27 protein-coding genes are annotated in these 21,427 nt (G+C 43.3%); 3 read left to right on the forward strand and 24 right to left on the reverse strand.

Annotated elements, in window-relative coordinates; all coding sequences use genetic code 11:
- Positions 1–194: 194 nt before the first annotated feature.
- The 7 genes from BLV50_RS29575 to BLV50_RS29605 form a co-directional block, all read right to left on the reverse strand.
- A complete protein-coding gene (locus BLV50_RS29575; RefSeq protein WP_090811517.1) occupies positions 195–767 on the reverse strand; it encodes an ATPase in 573 nt (190 codons plus the stop codon).
- Positions 760–957 (reverse strand): hypothetical protein, encoded by a 198-nt coding sequence (locus tag BLV50_RS29580; RefSeq protein ID WP_090811519.1) that lies wholly within the window; start codon positions 955–957, stop codon positions 760–762. The genes BLV50_RS29575 and BLV50_RS29580 overlap by 8 nt, the downstream gene beginning before the upstream one ends.
- 162 nt (positions 958–1,119) lie before the next feature.
- Entirely contained in the window at positions 1,120–3,648 is a 2,529-nt protein-coding gene (locus tag BLV50_RS29585; protein WP_090811521.1) for a hypothetical protein, read from the reverse strand.
- Between the two features lie 57 nt (positions 3,649–3,705).
- Positions 3,706–4,200, reverse strand: coding sequence for a hypothetical protein (locus tag BLV50_RS29590; RefSeq protein ID WP_090811523.1), 495 nt, complete (start codon positions 4,198–4,200; stop codon positions 3,706–3,708).
- 316 nt (positions 4,201–4,516) lie between these two features.
- Positions 4,517–4,810 (reverse strand): hypothetical protein, encoded by a 294-nt coding sequence (locus tag BLV50_RS29595; RefSeq protein ID WP_177031295.1) that lies wholly within the window; start codon positions 4,808–4,810, stop codon positions 4,517–4,519.
- A 2-nt stretch (positions 4,811–4,812) separates the two neighbouring features.
- Positions 4,813–5,016, reverse strand: a complete 204-nt coding sequence (locus BLV50_RS29600) for a hypothetical protein (protein ID WP_090811525.1) — start codon at positions 5,014–5,016, stop codon at positions 4,813–4,815.
- 98 nt (positions 5,017–5,114) lie between these two features.
- The gene (locus BLV50_RS29605; protein ID WP_090811527.1) at positions 5,115–5,330 is read right to left on the reverse strand and encodes a helix-turn-helix domain-containing protein; all 216 of its coding nucleotides are present in this window, start codon (positions 5,328–5,330) and stop codon (positions 5,115–5,117) included.
- A 116-nt stretch (positions 5,331–5,446) separates the two neighbouring features.
- On the opposite strand from BLV50_RS29605, the gene BLV50_RS32995 reads away from it, so the two are divergent.
- Together BLV50_RS32995 and BLV50_RS33000 are read left to right on the forward strand one after the other, a co-directional pair.
- Positions 5,447–5,584: a hypothetical protein gene (locus tag BLV50_RS32995; RefSeq protein WP_177031296.1), complete on the forward strand. Its 138-nt coding sequence runs from the start codon at positions 5,447–5,449 to the stop codon at positions 5,582–5,584.
- A 191-nt stretch (positions 5,585–5,775) separates the two neighbouring features.
- The gene (locus BLV50_RS33000; protein ID WP_177031297.1) at positions 5,776–5,937 is read left to right on the forward strand and encodes a hypothetical protein; all 162 of its coding nucleotides are present in this window, start codon (positions 5,776–5,778) and stop codon (positions 5,935–5,937) included.
- A 76-nt stretch (positions 5,938–6,013) separates the two neighbouring features.
- Here the strand turns inward: BLV50_RS33000 and BLV50_RS29610 are convergent, their stop codons facing one another.
- Positions 6,014–6,223 carry a LapA family protein gene (locus BLV50_RS29610; RefSeq protein ID WP_090811529.1) on the reverse strand — a complete coding sequence of 70 codons (210 nt, stop codon included), beginning with the start codon at positions 6,221–6,223 and terminating at the stop codon, positions 6,014–6,016.
- A 106-nt stretch (positions 6,224–6,329) separates the two neighbouring features.
- On the opposite strand from BLV50_RS29610, the gene BLV50_RS29615 reads away from it, so the two are divergent.
- Entirely contained in the window at positions 6,330–7,028 is a 699-nt protein-coding gene (locus BLV50_RS29615; RefSeq protein WP_090811530.1) for a hypothetical protein, read from the forward strand.
- A 60-nt stretch (positions 7,029–7,088) separates the two neighbouring features.
- On the opposite strand, the gene BLV50_RS29620 is transcribed toward BLV50_RS29615, so the two are convergent.
- From BLV50_RS29620 to BLV50_RS29690, 16 genes are all read right to left on the reverse strand, one after another.
- Entirely contained in the window at positions 7,089–8,468 is a 1,380-nt protein-coding gene (locus BLV50_RS29620) for a GH25 family lysozyme (RefSeq protein WP_090811532.1), read from the reverse strand.
- Entirely contained in the window at positions 8,428–8,871 is a 444-nt protein-coding gene (locus tag BLV50_RS29625; protein WP_090811534.1) for a phage holin family protein, read from the reverse strand. The genes BLV50_RS29620 and BLV50_RS29625 overlap by 41 nt, the downstream gene beginning before the upstream one ends.
- 70 nt (positions 8,872–8,941) lie before the next feature.
- The gene (locus tag BLV50_RS33005) at positions 8,942–9,085 is read right to left on the reverse strand and encodes a hypothetical protein (protein WP_177031298.1); all 144 of its coding nucleotides are present in this window, start codon (positions 9,083–9,085) and stop codon (positions 8,942–8,944) included.
- A gap of 2 nt (positions 9,086–9,087) precedes the next feature.
- Positions 9,088–9,507, reverse strand: coding sequence for a hypothetical protein (locus tag BLV50_RS29630; protein ID WP_090811536.1), 420 nt, complete (start codon positions 9,505–9,507; stop codon positions 9,088–9,090).
- Between the two features lie 21 nt (positions 9,508–9,528).
- Entirely contained in the window at positions 9,529–9,996 is a 468-nt protein-coding gene (locus BLV50_RS29635; RefSeq protein WP_090811538.1) for a hypothetical protein, read from the reverse strand.
- A complete protein-coding gene (locus BLV50_RS29640; protein WP_090811540.1) occupies positions 9,997–10,611 on the reverse strand; it encodes a hypothetical protein in 615 nt (204 codons plus the stop codon).
- A gap of 2 nt (positions 10,612–10,613) precedes the next feature.
- Entirely contained in the window at positions 10,614–13,382 is a 2,769-nt protein-coding gene (locus BLV50_RS29645; RefSeq protein ID WP_090811542.1) for a hypothetical protein, read from the reverse strand.
- Positions 13,375–13,695: a hypothetical protein gene (locus BLV50_RS29650; protein ID WP_090811544.1), complete on the reverse strand. Its 321-nt coding sequence runs from the start codon at positions 13,693–13,695 to the stop codon at positions 13,375–13,377. Before BLV50_RS29650 ends, BLV50_RS29645 begins: the two co-directional genes overlap by 8 nt.
- Before the next feature lie 251 nt (positions 13,696–13,946).
- On the reverse strand, positions 13,947–14,348 hold the full coding sequence (locus BLV50_RS29655) for a DUF2313 domain-containing protein (RefSeq protein WP_090811546.1): 402 nt from the start codon (positions 14,346–14,348) through the stop codon (positions 13,947–13,949).
- Positions 14,345–15,169, reverse strand: coding sequence for a baseplate J/gp47 family protein (locus BLV50_RS29660; protein ID WP_090811548.1), 825 nt, complete (start codon positions 15,167–15,169; stop codon positions 14,345–14,347). The genes BLV50_RS29655 and BLV50_RS29660 overlap by 4 nt, the downstream gene beginning before the upstream one ends.
- Complete coding sequence (locus tag BLV50_RS29665) at positions 15,166–15,609, reverse strand: DUF2634 domain-containing protein (RefSeq protein ID WP_090811551.1); 444 nt, start codon at positions 15,607–15,609, stop codon at positions 15,166–15,168. The genes BLV50_RS29660 and BLV50_RS29665 overlap by 4 nt, the downstream gene beginning before the upstream one ends.
- Positions 15,610–15,612: 3 nt before the next feature.
- On the reverse strand, positions 15,613–15,936 hold the full coding sequence (locus tag BLV50_RS29670) for a DUF2577 family protein (RefSeq protein ID WP_090811553.1): 324 nt from the start codon (positions 15,934–15,936) through the stop codon (positions 15,613–15,615).
- Positions 15,936–16,916 carry an XkdQ/YqbQ family protein gene (locus tag BLV50_RS29675; protein WP_090811557.1) on the reverse strand — a complete coding sequence of 327 codons (981 nt, stop codon included), beginning with the start codon at positions 16,914–16,916 and terminating at the stop codon, positions 15,936–15,938. Before BLV50_RS29675 ends, BLV50_RS29670 begins: the two co-directional genes overlap by 1 nt.
- 11 nt (positions 16,917–16,927) lie before the next feature.
- Entirely contained in the window at positions 16,928–17,581 is a 654-nt protein-coding gene (locus BLV50_RS29680) for a hypothetical protein (RefSeq protein ID WP_090811559.1), read from the reverse strand.
- A 3-nt stretch (positions 17,582–17,584) separates the two neighbouring features.
- Positions 17,585–20,857, reverse strand: a complete 3,273-nt coding sequence (locus BLV50_RS29685) for a phage tail tape measure protein (protein ID WP_090811561.1) — start codon at positions 20,855–20,857, stop codon at positions 17,585–17,587.
- 153 nt (positions 20,858–21,010) lie between these two features.
- Positions 21,011–21,421 carry a hypothetical protein gene (locus tag BLV50_RS29690; RefSeq protein WP_062319527.1) on the reverse strand — a complete coding sequence of 137 codons (411 nt, stop codon included), beginning with the start codon at positions 21,419–21,421 and terminating at the stop codon, positions 21,011–21,013.
- Between the last annotated feature and the right edge of the window lie 6 nt (positions 21,422–21,427).

Genomic DNA, 21,427 nt, shown 5'->3' on the forward strand with positions numbered 1-21,427 from the left:
GGAGATTACAGAGTATGTCGGGCCTGCATCAGCTTATTTCACAAAGATTATATCATAAACAGAAAAACCACCAACCAGAACGCTGGTTGGTGGTTTTTGACTCTAATGGAGGCGAGAGGAGTCGAACTGCTGTCCGAAGATAACGACACATAAGCTTCTACGGGTTTAGTCAAAGTTTTAATGTCACTCAATTATCAGTAACCCACAATAACAGGATTAGCCCACACAGGTATGGACTCAACACAATAGATCAAATTACTCTGTCTGATTTCCGCAACAATTAAAGGCTCGTATGTATTATCAATGATGATAACCTGATCTGCGATGGCTAAAGCCGGTTTAAGATTCTTCAATGACTGACCATATCGATAACGAATGTCTTCTTCTGCAATCCAATGTCCACCTTGTTCAACACGAGATGCAACACGATCTATATGCATTTGAACATCCTCAAGGCCGATGTAGTATACGACAATTTCGTAATTGTTTTCTTTTGCGATTTCCATATGTTTTAAAACAAATGATCCGGACAATGTCGTTTCAATAGCAAAGTTTATACCACTTTTAATGAGAGATCGGATTCTTTTCACAGCTTCCCTGCCAGCAGACAGGTCAGCACTGCGCGGATTCTCTGGCTTCAACTCTCTTGCAATTTGATCCGGATCAACCAGTTCACCAAGCCACTCTCTCATTTGCATGCTGAGAGTACTTTTCCCTGCTCCATTGGTTCCAGCAAACACAGTCATGACTGATCTGATTTCACTCATGATATTCAAACTCCCTGCGTTTCCCAGTAGCATCAAATATAATTTCGAATTTATTGCCTTCAGCATCCTCACGAACGCGTTTGTTATTCTTTATATAATAAATAGAGGCACCTGATTCTTTAGCTTTTTTCCGTGCATGTTGATTCGCCTTTTTTAAAATTTCTTGGAGCTGTTCACGATTTTCAAACATCTTGAGTCCCCCAATCTAAATTCATGTTTATTATATCATAAACTGAAAAACCACCAATCAGAACGCTGATTGATGGTTTTTACTTACTCTAATGGAGGCGAGGGGCGTCGCCCCCCATTTGGTACTGAATAAAAAAGATCGACCAGCAACGGTCGATCTTTTTTATTCATTTTCTGTTTCATGTAATGTACTTTTTATGCCGTCACCAATTTGGAACATAGGATTATCCATATTCGGGCAATTAGCATTTTTTAAAGCAATAAGTTCCTCCGCCTCTGTTTCAGCTAGATACTGTGCAAACACTTTAGCTATATCAATAAAGCGCCTATTCCTTTGGAAATCTACTGTATTTAGTGATCTTTGATAGAGACCCGCTATTCTATCAGCTGTAGCTTGGTCTGCAATCGGCGTATCAATTGCTACCAATGCTAGGTAATACGGGTTCGTTTTCAAGTAATTTAAATAATAATACCCGCTTGGTCCCAACATAATAAAGTCTTCACCATTTATGGTAGAGATGGTTCCCTTTAAATTTATTAACGCTCCCTCTTTCTGTAAAAACAAGCATATATCCATAAACGAATCTATATCTTTAACCGTATATTTGAAACATTCATTATACATATCCTTTAATTTAAAAAAACCTTTAGGTAGGTTGCCTATAGTAAGATTCATATTAGACTGAGCATAATGAAAAATTCTGAGATAAGTAAAATGAGAAAAAAAGCCATCGTTGTTAATTCTAAATATATTTAACAACTTAGAATTGTCACTTGAATAATGAACACGATTGTCTAATGCAAGTCCTCTTAACAACTCTTCATATTTCACCCTTCTATCGCTCGTTGAATTAATAGAGGAACTTCCTGCAGCCGTCAATAAAGAATCGTAGTTAACATTTGGAGATGACACAATTCTCTTAAATAGTTTCAAAGATTCCCGCACATCTCGATTGGAAATCATCTCGAGTAACAAAGCATTATCATTGTTACCTAAAAAAGTTTGGGTTAACACTTCAATAATATCAAGCTTCTTTACAGTGACAGACATGCCGTTCGAAGTTCTTATATCAAATAAAACATCATCGATCTCGAATTCCCCTTTTGCTGCCTTGAGCCTTTTCGCTAAAACATTAAGAACTTTAGGGGCAGGGATATGGAATACGTCACAATCTGAAAAGTTAAAACTCTTATCATTCTCATGTTCATAGTAAACTTCCTCTCTAAGAGAGAGAATCACAGTAGTCCTTAGGCGTTCTTTCAATGCATTACCATGTAAGAATATTTTCTCTTGAAGTGACGCATCTAATTGGTCAACATTGTCATAAACCACACATGTTGATAACCCCTTTATGTTCTGGACATATTCAAAAATCCTCTTCACATATTGTTCTTTATTTTTGATAATGTCCATTATTATGTTGTACTGTTCCTTTTCTCTTTCATCATCTTTTAGGAACGCAAGTGCTGCATTATGTTTTTTTAAGTCACTTGCAAAAACACTACGTAAAACACTTTTGTCTTCGAACACACCCAATACTTCACTATATTTTTCATATAGCTCGTCTACGATTTTATCATAAACATACTTATCTAAATTAGTATCATGGGCACACTCTTTACAGTCTAGATAAATCCACACTGTATTAACTCGATCCTCTTCAGATAGAATAAAATTGAAAAATCTATGAATGAAAGTCGTTTTCCCTCCACCAGCCCCGCCAATTAACAAGAACATTTTTGATCTATTCCGCGATTCAGAAAATCGACCATCAAATACATCAGCACTTTTTTTCTTTGTTCTTATATCGGTTATCTCGGAAGTAACAGCCGTTTCTTCAAGAACCCTGTCATCTGATACGATATCTTCAACAACTTTACTGAGTCTCGGGGCACGGTCTCTTAAAACATATTCAATATTTTTTTCATACTGATGCGCACCCTCATAGTCACAATAACACTTCTGCAGAAGCTCATAATCGTTTATTATCTCTGCAAAATATTTGTCATGTATCGATCCTAAAAAGGAAGCTAACTGATTATTTTGTAGAACATCAGCTGGCATGTCCTGCTTCTGCAATATTTTAGTTGAAAATGATGGCCTGGGTCTAAGAATTTGATTCTCTTCAATTTTTAATAGCCCTGTTAACTTATCTTCAATTTTAGATGTAGGAGAAAACAAGTTATAAAAGCTGATAAAGTCATCTCCGATCTTTTCATGACTTTGAAAAAGATATGTATCAGGAGCAGCTTTGTGGAAGTGATGTACGTATGTAACTGCAAGTTGCACTCCGTTAAGAGCTACCACAACATTAATTCCTTTTGGAACTGCGTAGTTCACCCCTTGCCTTATAGCCTCATAAAGTTCAGAATATTTCGTTTTTAAAGTTTTCGCTTTAACGACTCTACTAACCGGCATTTGAAAAGTAACATATTCTCTTTTAGCTTCTAGAACAAATTTGTTGTCATTTTGTGAAAATATATAGTCATAGTATCCAATACTATTAAGGTGTCCCTCTCGGTCGATTTGCTTTTCTCCCCAACCTAGCACCTCTTTAAACAACGGATCAATTATTTTATTTCTTGTTTCGGTCTCATTTAAATCATTATCAATAAATTCATTTGATTGTTCTTTCCACTGCACAAACCTTTCAAATGTAGCACTATAAGTTAAGTCCATTTTAGAAATCATACCCATCTCCTACAAAAAAAGGATTTTACATGCATTATACATGTAAAATCCTTTTTTTTAAACTACCTTATTTAACAGTTCCCACGATTGATGCATTGCTCTTTCATAAGGCTTAAGGAATGGTTTCTTCTTTATTAACAAGTTCGAAAGATAATCAATATCTTTAGTGCGTCCTTCTTTGCTCAAATACTTCAGGGATGCACATATCTCAAGCCAAAAAATATTAGGACAGTCAAACGGTTTACCCGCTATAACTCCTTTTAGGAAATCTAATCTAGGTAGCACATACTCGTGAATTTTCACATAAGAGCAGTCCTCTTCAAAATCTTCACGATTCTTCTCGAAATACCTTAACGCAGAAGCGAGTGACCGGGAGTAAGGACCACGTTTATGCCAAAAGAAACTCAAATCACCCAAATGGATACCTGCATCTTCAACGAGATAACCGATTTTTTGTGCAATAATCCGATCCTCGTAATTGTCAGCACTAGGTAACTTTCCGAGTAAATGTTCATGAACTTTTGAATATGCAACTAGGTTCTTATTGTCCATAATCACACTCTCCGCACTAAGTTATACTTAAATATTATCACCATATTACAACCGATTCAAACCAATCGTATTATTATATAATATTCCAAGGTGTTTTGACAATGAAAAAAATGTAATTTCTTTTTACCATCATATTCATTGAGTAAACATTCAGTACACTTTTGAAAAGTAATTGTTACAATATTTATACGTTGAATACCATTATAAGTTAAGATTTTTTTTACAACACTCGAGCGGGTCACTGTACAGAGTTGAGTTAATTATAGTGCGACTGGGTTTATATGTAAACAACCACTTTATCTCACCCCTTAAACTGTCAATATTCGGTCCAATAACTTAAATCACTTGGTCGCGACGGCGGAGGTACCTTGGGAAGCTTAGGCTTTTCCGATTCTCGTTCCCAGCCTTCCAGGATAACAAGATTGCTGGTGTCAGATTTATCTTCCCAATTTATGTACTCCGCTTTAATTAGACCATCAAGAGCAGCCATAACATCCAGCTCACCCTTACCCGTCTTAACCGTAAGTTCATGAATCGTCGGTAATCGTCTGCGGCCGCTACTGTAATTAAACAAGATCCTTAGTACTTTCCGTTCGTAATCAGTCAACATGTTTATGCCCCCTGTGCTGTCGTCATGATCGGATGACATGCAAGTAAACCGGATTCCTTAAATGTCCGTGGCTGCCCCGACAATAGATCATCAGCTTTAATCATTCCCGACCGTATGCTCTTGACCTGGATACGGCGTTTCGTGATTTTTCCGCTTTGGTCCTCGTAAATGATCTCCATTAACCAACCCAAGTATTTCACTGGCATGTTCATCCCTCCAATAATAAGAACGTATGTTTTCTTTTTTTATTATTATATGCGAATATACGTTCGTTATTCAATAACTAAAAAAAGGAACAACAGGATTACCCCTGCTGCTCCTTTTCGTAATTAATCAATTGAGATATATCGTTAAGTTCTAATGCTTCCATTATCTTGTTCAGGTTGTCAGGCGACCAAGCCTTGGACTTGTTCTCGGCCATATCAGCAATCGTATTCCAACGAATGCCCGTCTTTTTACTCAGTTGCCGTGTATTCAAGCCACGTTCGTCAATGAGTTCAGCCAGCTTCAACTTCAACATTTATAGTCTCACCTCAAATTAAATATATATTATTGCGATGCATAATTCAACTATATTCGTTTACTTTCAACGATATTCGTTGTATAATTATATATGTAAGGAGGTGAACAACAGCAATGAAAACGTTAGATTGGGTCTTGCTCCTAACAGCGATCGCAAACATGACGACGGCCATCGTCAATATGCTAAGCACCGCCGCTAAGAGCAAGAAAAAGAAAAAAGGAACCAAACGCCGCGGACCACGCAAACGTTAAAAGTTCCCGAGTAGGCGGCTAACACAGCGCCTGCTCATCCCAATCTTAACACAGATGTAAAATAAAATGAAACTGGAGGTATGCAAAATGGATATCGCAATCTGGATTATTGCTATAGGTGGATTCGTTATCTCAGTAGCTGCTTTAATACTGTCGATCAGAAACTTCAAAAAGTAATAGAAGGGTTGGGATTGGGGATGCAAATACCTTGGAAGTATAACAGTGCAGGAGACATCACATACATTTATGTGACTGGGGCAGATAAATACTATCAAGCGGTCTGGATCTTCAAACGATTACTGGACCGCAAAACTGCAGCTGAGCTGCGGACAAACATGCACCGGGTTGTCTGATAAAACTATATATGTAAACAAAAAAAAGACACTGCCAGCATTACGCCAGCAGTGTCTTTTACCAAGGATATATCTCTTAAATATGATCATTAAAATTCTTTCCACTATCCTCAACCTTCTGCTCCAGCATACGAATTTCTTTCCTTAATGCTGATATTTCTTCTCTTAATCCAGACCTTTTTATAGCAAATGAAAATACAAGATATAGCACAAAACCAATAATAGCAAAGATGAGAAGTATCCCTATAATCCCTCCAACTCCAACAACTCCAGCAGATCCATCCATAAGATAATTATCTCACCCTTTCCTATTTTTTCTAAAAATCTATTTACAATTATACCATATTAAAGCATAATATCTATATACTCAAAAAAGGGAGGATTTTACTTTTATGAAAAAATTGTTATCTTCATTTCTTTGTTTGGTATTTATTTCAACTTTAGTGTCTAGTGCTATCTTTGCGGATAATAGTAGTTCTTATTATGATGGTTATGAAATTTTGAGCACTACTGAAGGACAAATTGAATTGGACAATGGGCTTGATGGTACATACACTAGAGTTGAAATCAAAGGAACTGCCGAAGATTTGGAACAGTTAATTTCCAAATTGAATAATGAAGGGCACTCAATTATGAAGAAGCCTGAAATCAATGAAGATGAGGTTACTCCTATGTTGGGGTTTGGTGAAGGGCAATGGAGAGGCACGTTGTGTGATAGAAGTTTTGAGGATCTCTGGATGTGTAATTATCCAATAATTAATTTTTCTTGGAGACTAGGTGGGTTGACAGGTGCTGCAATTAATGGAAATGTAACTTCTCAAATCACAGGACCAGCAAAAGTGTATACTAATATGAAAACTACGCCTAGAGCTCGAGTTATCGGTTACGGTCTCACTGGCAGAGATAGTTTTGTAATCGGAACTTATGATTTTAAATCAACGAACAATGGTACTCTTGTTTCTTGGGACTTTGATGAAATCGCTGCCGGAGTATTTGTCTATGTTGAGTTGTTTGGTGGAGCGGATTATTCTTTTAATGAATATGGAATTGCAAGATCAAAAACTATTTGGGCTCCTCTAGTTAAGCAATAAGTTTCAATACAAAAAAAGCCTGCCCAACATTTGGGCAGGCTTTAAGTATGTTAAGACTTACTATTTTTCTTCTGCTTCAATCTTTTTCAACCGATCATCCAGATCAGAAACATTGCCGTTGATTCCCGCAATCAGCTTCAGGATATTTTTCCTTAGCCTGTTCGTAACGATCCCGGATTCCTCTCGTGTGATCATCGCTCCAGGACGGGTACCATCATAGTATCCATTTGCCGTAACCTCTGCCCATGCCGCTTCTGCCCATGGGCTCACAACGTTAATATCCCTTTGTGACACTGGCTTGTCCTCCTTAACGGGCGTCTGCCCATAGTAGTTATTTAGGTATTGTGTCGGCTCCACAACGCCCGCTTCTGTGGCTGTATAACCAAACTGAGGTGTGCAAGCTTTACGCACTTCATAATGCAAATGAGCTCCACTGCTGATGCCGGTACTGCCTTGCTTACCGATCAGTTGGCCACGTTTGACTTGTTGGCCAACTTTTACGCCTGCAGCTGATAGATGAGCGTATACGTGCAGGTAACCCTTGTCATCTTTTATGGCCACAACAATTCCATAATTGCCAAAGCCGGATCCGGACACACCCATTTTGGCGTGAATGACCTCGCCAGCTACAAAAGCATAAATGGGTCCGTCTGCAGGTGTGACAACAAGATCCACACCCCTATGAAACTTATTGATGCCACTCACTGGATGCTTCCGCATACCATATGGGCTTGTGAGCCGGTACCCTTCAAATGGATTACTCATCTCTTTCTCCTTCCCATATCGTGCCTTCAGATCTGATAGGCTGCCGTTGAATTCATTCAGATCCACGTTACCTGTAATGCCTGGAACTTTCCCTGCATCGCTATACTGCCAGATCGTCCAGTTCTTCCACGCAGGCTGATCATCCGGAACACGAGTATTACTGTAACGTGCAATCCATAAGTCATAACCAGACAATCCGTCATCAAAGTTACCAGCAAATGAATTGCCCGTGTAAATGATCGGTTTGACACCTGTCAGCCGTTCCAGCTCCGTCAGAAATGCTTTGGCCACAATGTTGATCTGTGCCTTGCTGATCCCACTCGGGTTATTCTCATAGTCCATCACAGGCGGGAGCTGCAGGGCTTTTGCCCCGCCAATCTCCTCGAGGGATTTTGCATAATGAACTGCTTCCGCTTTAGCTACTTCTGCCGACGTGGCCCGCAAGAAATGATACGTACCTACCAACAACCCAGCCGATAACGCTCCCTTGACGTTGGTCGTGAAATTCGGATCAGTGTATGTCTGGCCTTCCGTAGCTTTTATGAACACAAATTCCCGCTTGTCCGCTTTCACCTGCAGCCAATCAATTTTGCCTTGGTAACGGGAAACATCGATTCCTTGAACATTGTTCTCCTTACGCGCTTGCACCTGTACCAGCTCCTTTGTCGTTGTCATTGCCACCTTTACCCTTCAGCACTTCGATTGCCTGCTTGATTACTGACGGGATAGGTGCACCCATTTTCCCGCCATTTTCAGTGATGGATAACAGCTCATTCGCGATATAAAAGAATGCCACCGTATCCCTGAATAAGTGGCCATCACCCAGGATTCCATCCACCAAGTGGCCCACCGCAACCATAGCGAAAATAAAAACTTTACGAGCAATTCCAAACATCCCGATTTTGCTTCTAAGCTCCCCCGACATCCAACCTGCAGCAACCCCAGTTAAATAATCAAAAATCACAAACACCAATAACACTCCAAGCACAGCAGACCAACCCCCAAATAAATAAGACACCGACCAACTACCCACAGCCAAAGCCCATTTCCCCACGTTCTCCAACTTCCTATCCCCCATCTATCTAATATGAAAAGCCCCCTGACCACTCCAGAGGGCATAAAAATAGCGCACCACTTGGGTGCGCTTGTTAAGCAGATGTTGTACCGTTGACGACTTCCGTCACGACTACTTTTAAGTTAAACAATGCCGGCACCTGATCGACCTTATACACTCCTGTCATCACAAGACCGACCCACACTTTCACCAAACCGCTATCTTTAGTGTATGTCATAATTATTCACCTCCTCCCATGACTGCTGCTAGAACCAGACTCAATTCAGCCACGGCTTGCTTTACTTCGGTGTTCTCTTCCTGTAAACGGTCGTTATCTGCGGACAAGGCGGCAATCTGAGACGTGAACGATACCATAGGCGGTTGTGGTTCTTCGTCGCCTTTGGGTGGATAGTCAAAGAGCGGTTCCAACGTTTCCAGATCAACGCGAGCAATCATACCGCCCTCGGCACGATCCAGCATATAGGCTCCATGTTCAAGTTGGATCATGCCGACACTTTCAGGCACTTTGTCGGCCAAAGCCCGGTACAATTTAAAGTCCTGTTCCCTCGTGGTTTCGACAACGACCCCAGCGCTTTCAGGTGTAATGACGATTACGTTCCCGGATTGCAAGTCGTAGTAAACCTTCATCCCGATTTTCATTTTCGCTTGTCTCCCCTATCTCTATATATTCACCGTTCCAAAAGCTTCCCAATAATAATTTGTTCCCCCATAAAATACAGGCAATATAAACCACCCTACGCCAACACTTGGCTTCGGGGTGGCTGGAGGCGAAGTCGTTGAATATTCGTACGTTCGTATATTACGCGCATAGTTACTTGTTCCGACTGAAGTTGTTAGATTATGATTAGCTCCATCTGATGTAGGTGTACGGCCTCTGCTTCTGATGCTGTAAGTGACCATCCATACACCCTGAATGTCTGTTGGACTGTAATATAAGATTATCCTTTCAGGTTTGAAATCTAATCCGTTAACAGTAAGCAGATTGTATACGTTGGATACGGACTCCCCTTTATCATCCGAAACAGTAGTAAGAACAGTTCCTGAAGTGGCAACACCTGTAGCGTATTTAATTCCGCTCGGCCCATCGATCAAGTAATTATCCAATAAATAATTATCAATTAAAGGCATTTACTGCACCACCTTTTCTAAGATAAACGCTACTCTACCAACTGATCCGGATACGTGACGGAAGCTAAGACCCGTGCTCTTTTCAATAAAATACTGCATCTTATTCAAAAGAAGAGTATCATAGCCAGAAAGTTCTTTTTGTATCAAACTCCATGGAGCACTAACTCCTAAAGTAGAAACAGTACTATTTGGATTTACGACAATGATCGATCTCAAGATCATGTCAGAGTCTCGCGTAATAGATTGAGTTGCTCCGCCGGAAGTAGGCGTTCCCGCTACTACCAAGTAAGGATATTCGGAAGCTATATAATCATCTTCGTACCCAGACATAACAAAGGTACATAGCGCTCCTGCGGCTCTTATTGTTACATATTCTCCTGGAAGTAAAGGAATATCCAAGTCGGCAAATAACAAAGTGCTATTTGCCTTTAAAGTATGACCGATGATAAATGATATTGAACCGATGTATACCGAAACTTGCGCATCAGTGTTGTTGTTATTCGCGATAGTCAACGACTTAACAACAGCATATTTATCAGACGAAACTTTGTACATATCTGTATTAGTATTAATCATGGGAGCTGCCCATCCAAGCTTTTTATTTACCTTTGGCATAATTACATAGGCCCCCAAACGTTTCTTCTATTTTGTTGAATCAAGGCTTGAAGTGCTTCGCTTAATGATCTTTCAACAACAGATAAGGATGAAGCACCTTGCTGTACAATGTCATTTAAGTCAGCAAGTAATGCCTTTTCGTTTTCGGCAATTGATCCGACGAATGACGCAATTGGGAACGTATCCAACATTAGGTATGTGACACTGTAGGATTTAGACTTATCCAATACACCGACAAATTGCGCTACTCCTCCGCCATTTGCGTTCGCAATATTCGACAACATTTTCCATCTAAAGTCTCGTAATCTGTCAACATACACTCCTAAAATCTTATTTGTTTTGTTTGTTAGATTCCCTTTTGGATCGGGAGAATTATCATTTATGTTGTTAATACCAGCCCCGTAAGTGTACGGAATAACCGTTTCTCGTAACACGATCCCCGTTCCTACTTCAACTTGATTATTGCCTTCGATTAACGTCAATTGTCCCTCGGATGTGATCGGTTCGACAGTTGGCGTTGCAAGTTGATATACGAGTTGGTATGGCGTCCATTCAGAATATGAATTAATCGGGACTGTTGGGACAGCTGGAGTTGTAGGGCCGTAAATGTTAAACCATTGCTTAGTTCCACTCGTATACGGCGTTGTTCTATCTGGTGCTTGATACATTCTCCATCCCATGAAATACGCCTTAATCTCGTCGGCTGTCGGTGTGTATGCATCTCCCCATCCGCTGTCAGCGTTGGGCACGCCTACATATAAAATATTGTTTACATTGTCAATGTAACAACTATCAGGTTGTAACGGAGCTTGTGCCGACACCTTGCCGTCATACTTTACAAGCCAAGCAGCACTTGAAGATGAATTTGGAGAAAATGAAAGAATTCTGACGGTCTTGGACCCTGTTGGATTTTGGTAAGTAGTCCAAGGATGATTACCATCCAATACAACCTTACGCCACTTCTTCAACTTGAAATATTGTCCGTCCTTCTCGAACACTTGGTCAGCATTCGCCCCTGTCACTGGATCAGCGTATAGATCCGTTTGCAATGCGAGTATAACGTCTTCACGCGGCTTGAACGGTTTGGTTGTGTTGCCGATATTGAGCATTGGGTTTTTAAAGGTGAATGTACCTACTACCCCGGTCGTTGAGTTATAGTTTCCGAAAAACACATATGCAACGGAATTTTGTCCTACGTTGAAAGTAACCTCTTTTGCGTTAGTCCACGGAACAACTTGATTATCCCCGTTCCCTGTTGTTACCGCTATATATCCGTCATGATCACAAGTTAACGTGTAGTTACTGTTAGGTGCTACAGGAATTTGAAAACGGATATAATGTCCATCGGTACTATTGGCTTTTTGTATAGCAGTATAAGGCTTCTCAAAGTTCCACGGAGATACGGTAATACCTGCAGAGGATTCATATTCATAGAACGGAGGCAACAAGTTTTCTCCGTATCGAATCGCATACGGATTTCGCACAGGCTGCACGCTATCAACGTAAGGATATTTAGCGGCTACCTGTTGCGGCGTCATACTATCGAGTGCAGCATATTCAGCAGCGGTAATTTCATAGAATCTCACCGCGTCAAAATAAGCATATTGACTCGTAGCACTGCTATTGGTTTGTATAATTACCGAGGCAACAACATCCGCAGTAGGCGCATACGCCCTCCACAAAGGTACGAATTGAGTAGCATCGGTAGTAGTATTGATACCTTTAGTTGCTGTTAAACCGTTGCTATAAAATGATGCGTTCGTCGCATTTCCGTTTTTAGCATCTACTATAGCAAGGTAGAACTTATTAGCTTTGGCATTGATCGTATTTACAGCTGTCGCCGTGGCAAAAGAACCCGAGGTAACCGTTAACTTGATTCCGTTCATACCCTCGGTTTTATTTGTATTGTCTGTAGCTGCTGACCCTTGAAACAATAACCACCTAGCGATACTCTCACAATTACCATCACGCCCCAGCAAGTTAACCAGCGTACGTCCCGTAAGTCCGGTCAACGCGAAAGGAGCATCTTGATCCGCTTGAATTACTTGTAAGCCTGGCTGCAAAGTTATCTTAGTCCGCTGGGGAATATCTAACCTGCTGTTCACGTATTCTTTAACAGCGTCAGCTTTTGTTTGTGCTCCGGTTTTAGTTTCACCATCAACACGTACAAACTTTGCATCAGCACCCGTCATCAGGCCGCTGGCGCCTCCTGTAACAGCTTCTTTAATATCAATATCCTTTATTTTCTTCAAGATCTCTTCCATGCTAATATTTACACGATGATCGGTAGTAGAAATGACACCACTTGTGTCAGTTGCCACATAAAAGATCGTTAATCCCTTCTTGGCCGTTGCTTGAGAAGTCGTTTTTTTGACAGCTCCGTCGATGTCCACATACAAGTATTGTCCTTGCGTTGGATTCAGTGTCATTTCACCTGCAGCTACCTGGTACCGGCGACCGTTTACATAAGCTATCCCGGCAGTCCATGTCGCTTTAAGACCTTGGGCGCTACATAGCAGACCCATAGTCCCATCAATAGGAACAACAAAGTTACCGCCCAGCTCTTTGGCTAATTGTTCGACCAATGTATGAGCTGCTTCAATGCCACCTTCCATAGTGTTGAGGCGGCTTGAAGTGATTCGGGTACCGGATTGCACCAGTTCAAAAAGAGGTCTGCCCGTTTGTGGATCTGTCTTCTGTTTTCCTGAAGCATCATAAATGGGCTTTGTCATGTCGGGGATCTCGTCCAACCACGTTTGCTTGTTATACAATTGCTTTCACCTCCAGCTTAATCAAAAATTCGAATCCAATCAGAAAGCCCCGATCATTCTTTACAACATTCAACGCCTGGTTAGCAAGCGTCCGACCTTGATTATCCATGAGCGAAGCACCAAGGATCTGTTTTCCGATAACTTCGGTATCTTTCAAGAACACGTACTTGCGGATCGATCTTCCGGAGATGACGGTATTGTGGATCGGATATTTCACCAGTTCACCACTCACGTTTACCAGGGCATGGTCAAAATGTGAGTCCGCATCCGTAACCGCATAATCAAGCATCAACGGTTGAATAATATCTGCCATTATGGCGTCCCTCCTTGCATGGGTATTTCTAATCCTGTAATTGGACTGTCAATCCGGGCGTATGATGTCACTGCGCCCACCGTGACGTTTTGAGTAGCCAATACGCCACTCGTCCCCAATTCTAGTGGCATTTCGAACCCGCAGATCGGAAAATCTACGGAGTGTGAAAAAACTTTCCCGCCAAATGTGATGACTGGTGTCGTTGTTTTGGCCACCGGTACTGCACGATTAATATGAACGGGGCGAATGTACTAAAAATCATAAAATAGCCCCGCCATGTTGATTGGGGAGCTGCTGTCGTATTCAAAGTGAATCTCTTTGGCGAGGAATTCCTCACGCACCTGCAGTAACTTACCATACTGCGAACCGATCTGTCGGAGAATGGGCAGTTTGAATGGTTTCTTAGCAAGGCGTTTCCTTCGTATCGCTTCTCGTCGTTGATCGATTGTGCCGATCTGCTCCGTCCGGAAATAAATCCACTCCGAAAGATCAAGGCCCCAAGTTGCTCGCTGAAGAAGAAACTGGTCCACTAATTCATCCATCTTCTTCTCACGTAGATCGATCTCTTCTTCCATTACGCCAAAGTGCCAGCCTGCTACTTCGTTTTCATACCAATACGGCGGTAAAACTTCCCGGTACCGAACTGGAATCATAGCAGCACCACCTCAACCTGCAGGAACGATACAGGTGGAACATCAATGTCCTGAACATCATCATTAAGGGTAAAGTCACTGTAGTTCTCCACGCCGGGCACGAGCAAAAGAGCTGCAATATAGTTGTATAACAGCTTGCTGCGACCGTTAGCATATGCGATTACCCGCTGACGGATCAGTTCGACCAATTGCTGCAGGTCTTCCGAAGTTTCCAATTTAGCTTTAACAGAGACCAGGAAGATCGGAGCAGGATACACGGCCAGATCGTGACCAGCTATACGGTATTCCTCCCACATCAACGCTTTGACTTTCTCCGCAAACTCGGCTGTAATTGGTTGTCCGGCCATGTCTGTCAGATACAGATCAATAGAATTATCATGACGTTCCTTTTCCACGGCCACTGCACCGCCCACGCCCTGGATCTCTTTGGCCCAAATTTCATAATCTTTACGGCGGCCGTTGCCTTCTTCAACAAAAGCTCGATCAAGAATCCGCAGGCGGTAATCATCGTTGGATTCACCATCTTTCCGGACCATACCATCTGCCCAACCATGTGCGTCCAAGAATTCGTCATCGGCCCAAATCGGTGTTGACTGCAGCACGCCATAGCCCCACAATTCTTGTTGTTCAGCCAGCTCCTGGGCAATGGGATACCAAAGATCATAAAAGTATTCACCCTCGCCCACAGGAGGCGGTGGCAGCCCTCTTTCGTTGGCCATCGTAATTGCCCGGTTAACCCATCGTTGATAAATCATGTCCGGGGTTTCTTCAAGCACAGGTACAACAGGGAATTTAGGCAAATCATTAATCGTTAAGCTCATGTATCGATCACCTCATTCAATTCAGCCACGCCTACAAGACCCGTAATTTGGATGGTCAAATCCATGCCCCGATCAACACGCGTCATTGACGTAACCTCGGCTTGCTCAATCTCCTGGTGAGCCGTTAACGCTTCTTCAATATCTCGGATGATTTCAGTGTCCTCCCAGCCCGGCCACTCCGATTTTTCAACGCCAATGTCAGCACCATATACAACATATTGGAATCTCTCGGTGCAAAGGATCTTCATGGCGGTTTCAACAAGAAATTCCTCATAACTGGTTGTCCGGACTGGACGCCCTGATTCATCCAGGACAGCCCTGCGGTTGCGGTAATCCATCTTGTATGTCCATTTGGTTGCAGAAGGAATGTTGTCCACCAGATCGGTAACGTCCACTTCTTCTAGTTCCATTTCAGGAAATAACGTTTCGTCCTCATCCATACGTTACCGCTCCTTCCCCAATACGTAATAGCGTTGGCCTGTCATACGCGATACCAGGAGTCGATCACCCACCTGCAGGGGGCTTGGAATGATCATTTTGCCTTTTAATACTGAAGGTGCTGGTTCCAATACATCAAAGGTGACTTCAATTTCCTGTTCCTGCAGGTAATCCGCAAAGACAAGGCTGCTCGACTCATAAGGATACGGATCGCCATCCACCTCGATTTTGGCATTCGGCCAGCTCAGCAGGGTAGCGCGTTCGGTATCCCGAGCATCGATGTGACCCGCTACCTTCTGTTTTAAAAGATTCATTGCATCACCCATCATTACGCTTCCCTCCGCTCCAAAACCATCTTGACTGTAAATATGCCGTTGCTCCAGCTTGTATCTACGCTTTCCACAATCCATTTGGTGACAACAGTTGTCTTGATCAGCACGAGCCAGCCAGCCCGTAATCCAGCCAATGTATGGTCCTCATGACGTACGGTGATCTTCTTGATCTGCTTGGGCTTTGACATGCCCTTCAACCGTTGCGTCGCCACTGTCGTCGGGTTCTCGTCTTCTTCCACTTCGATGATCTCTTCCATGCGACCGAATGTCTTCAATGCACTGGCATCCGTTTTAGTGACTGATGCTGATAGTTTGTCATCCTTGTACTTCTGGGCGGTGACAACGGTGTAAGTGTCCTCAATGTTGTATCCTGCGCTGCTGGCTTCCATTTGTTCAGGCACAAAAATAGGCACCTTTTCATTGGTGCCTTCCCTCACAACCTGCAGGTAAAAATGTTTTTCCGTACGGATAGCATCCACATGGTACCTGTAGCCGCTACGCTCATATGCCTTTTGCAACACATCCAATATGACCTCTGAATGCGCCATCGTCCCATATCGTTCATCCAGGGTAAAGCCAAGTTTTGGGCAACGGAAGTCAACACCAGTCGTCTGAATGTACTTCTGCAACTCAGCCCCTGCTTCACCTTTCAAATACGGCCGAGTCCCTTTGTTCTTGGCAAGGTACCAACCAATTTCGCGGGCTTTAATCTCCCATGCACCTGTAAATTCATCTCTTTCATAGTCTATTATCGGACCATGAAAGAACTGGTTCTTGTGATGCAGGAGCGCCTTGCCGATCCGGTGGGAAAAGCACATCAGCATACCGGCCACACTAACCGTTGGAATGTCACGCAGCCGAACCGTCAAACTGCGCGCGATTTCATCCCGTTGCGATGACCAAGATATGTCCGTTATAGCAGGAGTCAGGGCAGACCTGGCATCCTGTTTACCGTATATGACTGCAAATTTATCCATGGTCGCCCTCCTTACTTCACTTTGTTGTTGGCTGCTGCAATCTTGCTTTTGCGGCCAGTGTAATCAAATGCGCCTGTTGCATTATCTGCTGCATCCTTTGCTGCAGCTGCACTCTTCTTCTTGTCAGTGGCTTTTTTCTTCTTTTTGGTCGACTTCTTTTTGTCCTTTTTGCTGGACTTGGCCGTTGTGTTGGGCCGACTCTTGGATGACTTCGTTATAATTACGCCAGGCTTCAGGAGTTGCTTGGTATTGCTATATGAAACGATCTTAACCGGCTTATGCTCGACCAGGCTCATCGTCATGTGGATGTTGCCTTGGCCGTCTTTATAAACAATCTCCATGTTCTCGATCAACATAGTCTGGGAAAACAATTCCTCAAAATTCAACACGACTGGCTTGGGCTTCCACTTCTCAAGCAGCTGCCACGTCGTTTCTGGTCGTTTGTAAGTAACAGTCTGTTTCTTATCCGTCTCCCACAATTCACGCCATTCGCGTGGCAAAATGGTCGAAAAAGAAACCCGCTGCAACTTGGCAGTGGGTTTGCCTGTCCTCTCTTGACCTATGATGTTATTAAATGTATCGACATCATTTCCGGTTGTAATTTGTACCTCGGCCGGAGTGATCGGGAAGGTCAGCCGAATGGCCCCCTGTGACATTGCCAACATGCTTTAACCCCCTGTCTCCAATGCTTTGTATATTTCTTCACCAGTGACATCACGGATCAATGCGCGCCCTTCTGGGCTTGTCAGAGCCTTGGCAAAGGATTGGAAGTCCGTAATGCCCGCTCCAATCCCAGTGAGATCCACCGTAATATTACCGATCGTTACCGACTTACTTCCTGTGGCGGTTTGTGACCCTAATGGCGTCGTCCGGATAGGAATATTACCATCAGACAGGTTCGGACCTTCAATGCCATTCACACCGTCCTGCATAGTCCCAGCAATCACACTCATTCGATCTTTAATAGAGTCCGGCCGTAATCCATCCGAGAACATGGAAACGAAATTCCCCGCCCATCGGTCCGACTTGCTGGCAGGTCCTTCCTTGGTCGGAGAGCTAAAACCAAGGTAATCCTTAATAACACCTGCAGCCTTTGACACAATGCTGGTCAGGGTAGGGAATTTACTTTGCATACCCGCCGCCATCATGCTAATCAGATTGCTCCCCCAGCTGCTGCCTTGACTGGATACTGTAGAGAGTGACATAAGATGCTGACGAGTCAGATCGATCGCGCTTTTGGCTGATGAGCTCACACCACTAAAGCTCAATGCAGCTTGGCCGTTGCCGCTGATAATGTCCCTTGTGCTATTTTTTGTTGTAACGCCCAGGTCCTTGGCTTTCTGTTCAGTTTCCTTGGCTGCCGTCCCAACAGCTTTGACGTTACTTTCAGCCTCTCTGGATTCAGTACCTTTGAACATGCCAGAAATTGAATCTTTGAATTTATCTGAAGCATTTTTGATGCCGCTCTGGTCAATCGCATCGCTAAGTCCTTGCCTTAACCCGCTCTTTACAATATTAGAGTGGATATTCTCCATAGTTTCCTTGATTTTAGCTTGACTTTCACTTGAAATTCCTGCATTAATAGTGACTTCAGCCTTTTGTGGGAGGAGAGGTCGATTAACAGCTTCTTTCTTGCTGAAACCCATCCACCCTTTAACGGAGTCGGTGAATGAAGATACCTTGTCTACTAAATCTCTCGTGACGCCGCTTGAATCCGCCCATGCACCAAGTTTCTCACCTGCCCAACTACCAACTGCAGCGCCTGCAGCTGTGCCAAGCGGACCTACCAACGAGCCAACTAGACCACCGATAGTGCCACCAGCTAAGCTACCGACAGTTGAACCACCCTTTGTGGAGATGGCTTCTTTCCAACCTTGTTCTTTTGCTGTGTCATACATGTCATAAGCAGACATGCCCACATTGGCTATCGTGCCAAGTACGCCAAGGCCTTTTATTACGCCTTTGGCTGCACCCCCGATAGTTTTACCACCTGTTGACAACAAACCATCGGCACCGAGTTTTGGACTGAATTTTGGCGTTTTGGGAGTCTTAGCGGAAACGTCTTTAACTTTTGACTTCTTATCACCCACAATATCCGTTCTGGTTGTATTTTTGGTTGAAGTGTTGGATTTAGACTTTGATCCACCTGAGCCGCCATTCCTTCTATTCTTACGTCTGTTCTTGCTATTTCCTCCGCCGTTGCCACCCATGCTGCCATTAACGTACACACGAGTCGCATTCACGTTCATTCTGGACACAAGATCAGATCCGCCAATTGGAGAAGATCCTCCACCACCAAACTTACGAGTGCCGGGAATTTTGTTCCAGGCCCACTTCCCTGCACTAGTAACATCGCCATAAAGATTCTTAGTTCCCTTTACCATACTAGCTGTGCCCTTGAGCGCTAAAACCCCAGCTAATCCAATGAATACCTTGTTAATGACACCAGAAAATTCATGATAAAAGCTAACGATATTACTAATTCCTGTTGCAATCCCAGAACCCAATGCTTCAATTTGCGCTTTGTTATCTGTCAACAAAGAATTGAACTCTTTCATGGCAGGGACTGAAGCCTGTATAATGTTGCCGCCAATATCTTGTAATTGTGTCTTCATTTGATTTTGTGTCTGAATGTAATCTGTCATAGGGTTTGCCGCTTGTTGCTGGGCAACCATTCGATCAGTTGTACCCGTCATATCGGGTGCTTTCTCAAAGGCAACGCCATACGTCTTCAAGATTGAGTCTGCATTGTCTTCTCCAGTAGCCGAACCCAATTTCGTTAAAGCTTGCTTCAATTCGTTGCGGTCGAGACTTGCCATGTCAGCAACCAAAGCTGCTATAGCACCTTGAGCTCTTTGTGTATCACCGGAATTGATGTCTGCAGTAAAAGCTTCAGCTTGTCGTGCAGCATCTTTCTTTCCTGATCCCCGAGCACCAAAGTAATCAGCCATGTCGTCAGCATTAAGAGCCTTAACGCCGAAAACTTCCTTGAAAAAATCGCCCGGCTTGTCAAAATTAAAGGCCCCTTCTTTGACCGTTTGACTTAGAAAATTACTCATTTGAGCTGAGCTTGTGCCGCTACTTGCAAAGTAAGGGCTATATTCCCAAAACGTGTCCGCTAGGTCTTTTTGAGGATCTCCTACTGACATGTAAGCATGAGCTATGCTATCAGCAACTTGCGAATAGGATTCCTTAAAGTTTTTAGCTGTTTGGGTGACTGCTCTCTGCATTTCCTCAGATCCGGAATCGGGAATAACTGCTTGTAGTTTGGTTGTGGCCGCGAAAGCCTCGCTAACCTTCGATTTGTCTTGAACCATAGGTGTAAGGGTGGAAAGTTCAGCAGCTCCTGTGGCTCTATCAGAGATAAGCCCTTGAGCAACTAATCGGTCATTTGTGGCCATAACATCTGAACGCTGCTGAGTTGATAAGTATGGGGCAAGCCGTGAAGATTCCTTGTAATAATCGCCCACGCCTCCGAAAATGGCATCCGACATACCGCCGCCGAGTATTAACCCGCCACCAAGAGCAGCCAGACCTGATATCTTGGCCGATATGTTGTCAATCAACGGACTGATTTGATCGTCAGCATGCAATCTTACATGAGCATCGGAAACGCCTTTGACCTCCGCATCGGCACGGGACACGGTGCGACGGAAGTTTTCGGCGCTGGAACGTGCCCGTCGGAATAAGTCCCCGACTACAGCACGACCGAGCTGCCTGGTCTCATCTGCAGCTCGTCCGACTTGGGCTCCAAGATCACGCGCTGACTCCCCTGCACGATGTATGGACGATGAAAACTCACTGCCCATACGATCTGCAGCACGGCGAAGACCACCAACATTGTCTTGCGTATTTCTAAGCCCGTTCTGCATACGACGCAGCGTACCAGATACGAGATCCCTTGCTTCAATAGGTACCGTTATTCTAGCGGCCATAGCCATATCTTTCACCCCCTCCCTATTTCTTATTGAGCTTCTTCATTTCTTCTTCGGCCAACATCGATGCGGCCAAACAAAAATGATACTGCCTGTTTCGATTTACTTCATACGGCAAGACTTCGGAAGGTAATTTCTTCTGGTTGATCCAAAAGGATGCTATCCAGCTTGCTTCGCCGTCTCGCCGGATGAGTTTTTTGCTTCTTTAAGCAACTCTTCCTTTGTTTCTTGGAAATTACGAACGGCTTTGGCCAACACAGCATAGTGATCAGGGTTGTTTAACATACGTGGCGGTAACTCGTTTTTGTTCACGCAATTGTACGCCTTCAGAAGTTCAATGTTTTTCCAATCGAAATCATGCTCTGTGGCTTTTACGATCATGGCATCAATGTCGTTGAACGACCCTTTTTCTGTGCCATCATCGTTATAAGCTGCCTCATAAGCGCGACGCAGGTCCATAGTAGTCAGACGACGCACAGACCATTTTTCTCCGTCTACTGGCACTTCAATTTGTTCAGGTTTGGCCGCCTCTGTACCGGCTGCCAAATATTTTTGTAATTTGTCGCTCATTGTGAT

The organism is Paenibacillus sp. 276b (genome assembly GCF_900107875.1).
GTDB classification, from domain to species: Bacteria; Bacillota; Bacilli; order Paenibacillales; family Paenibacillaceae; genus Paenibacillus; species Paenibacillus marchantiae.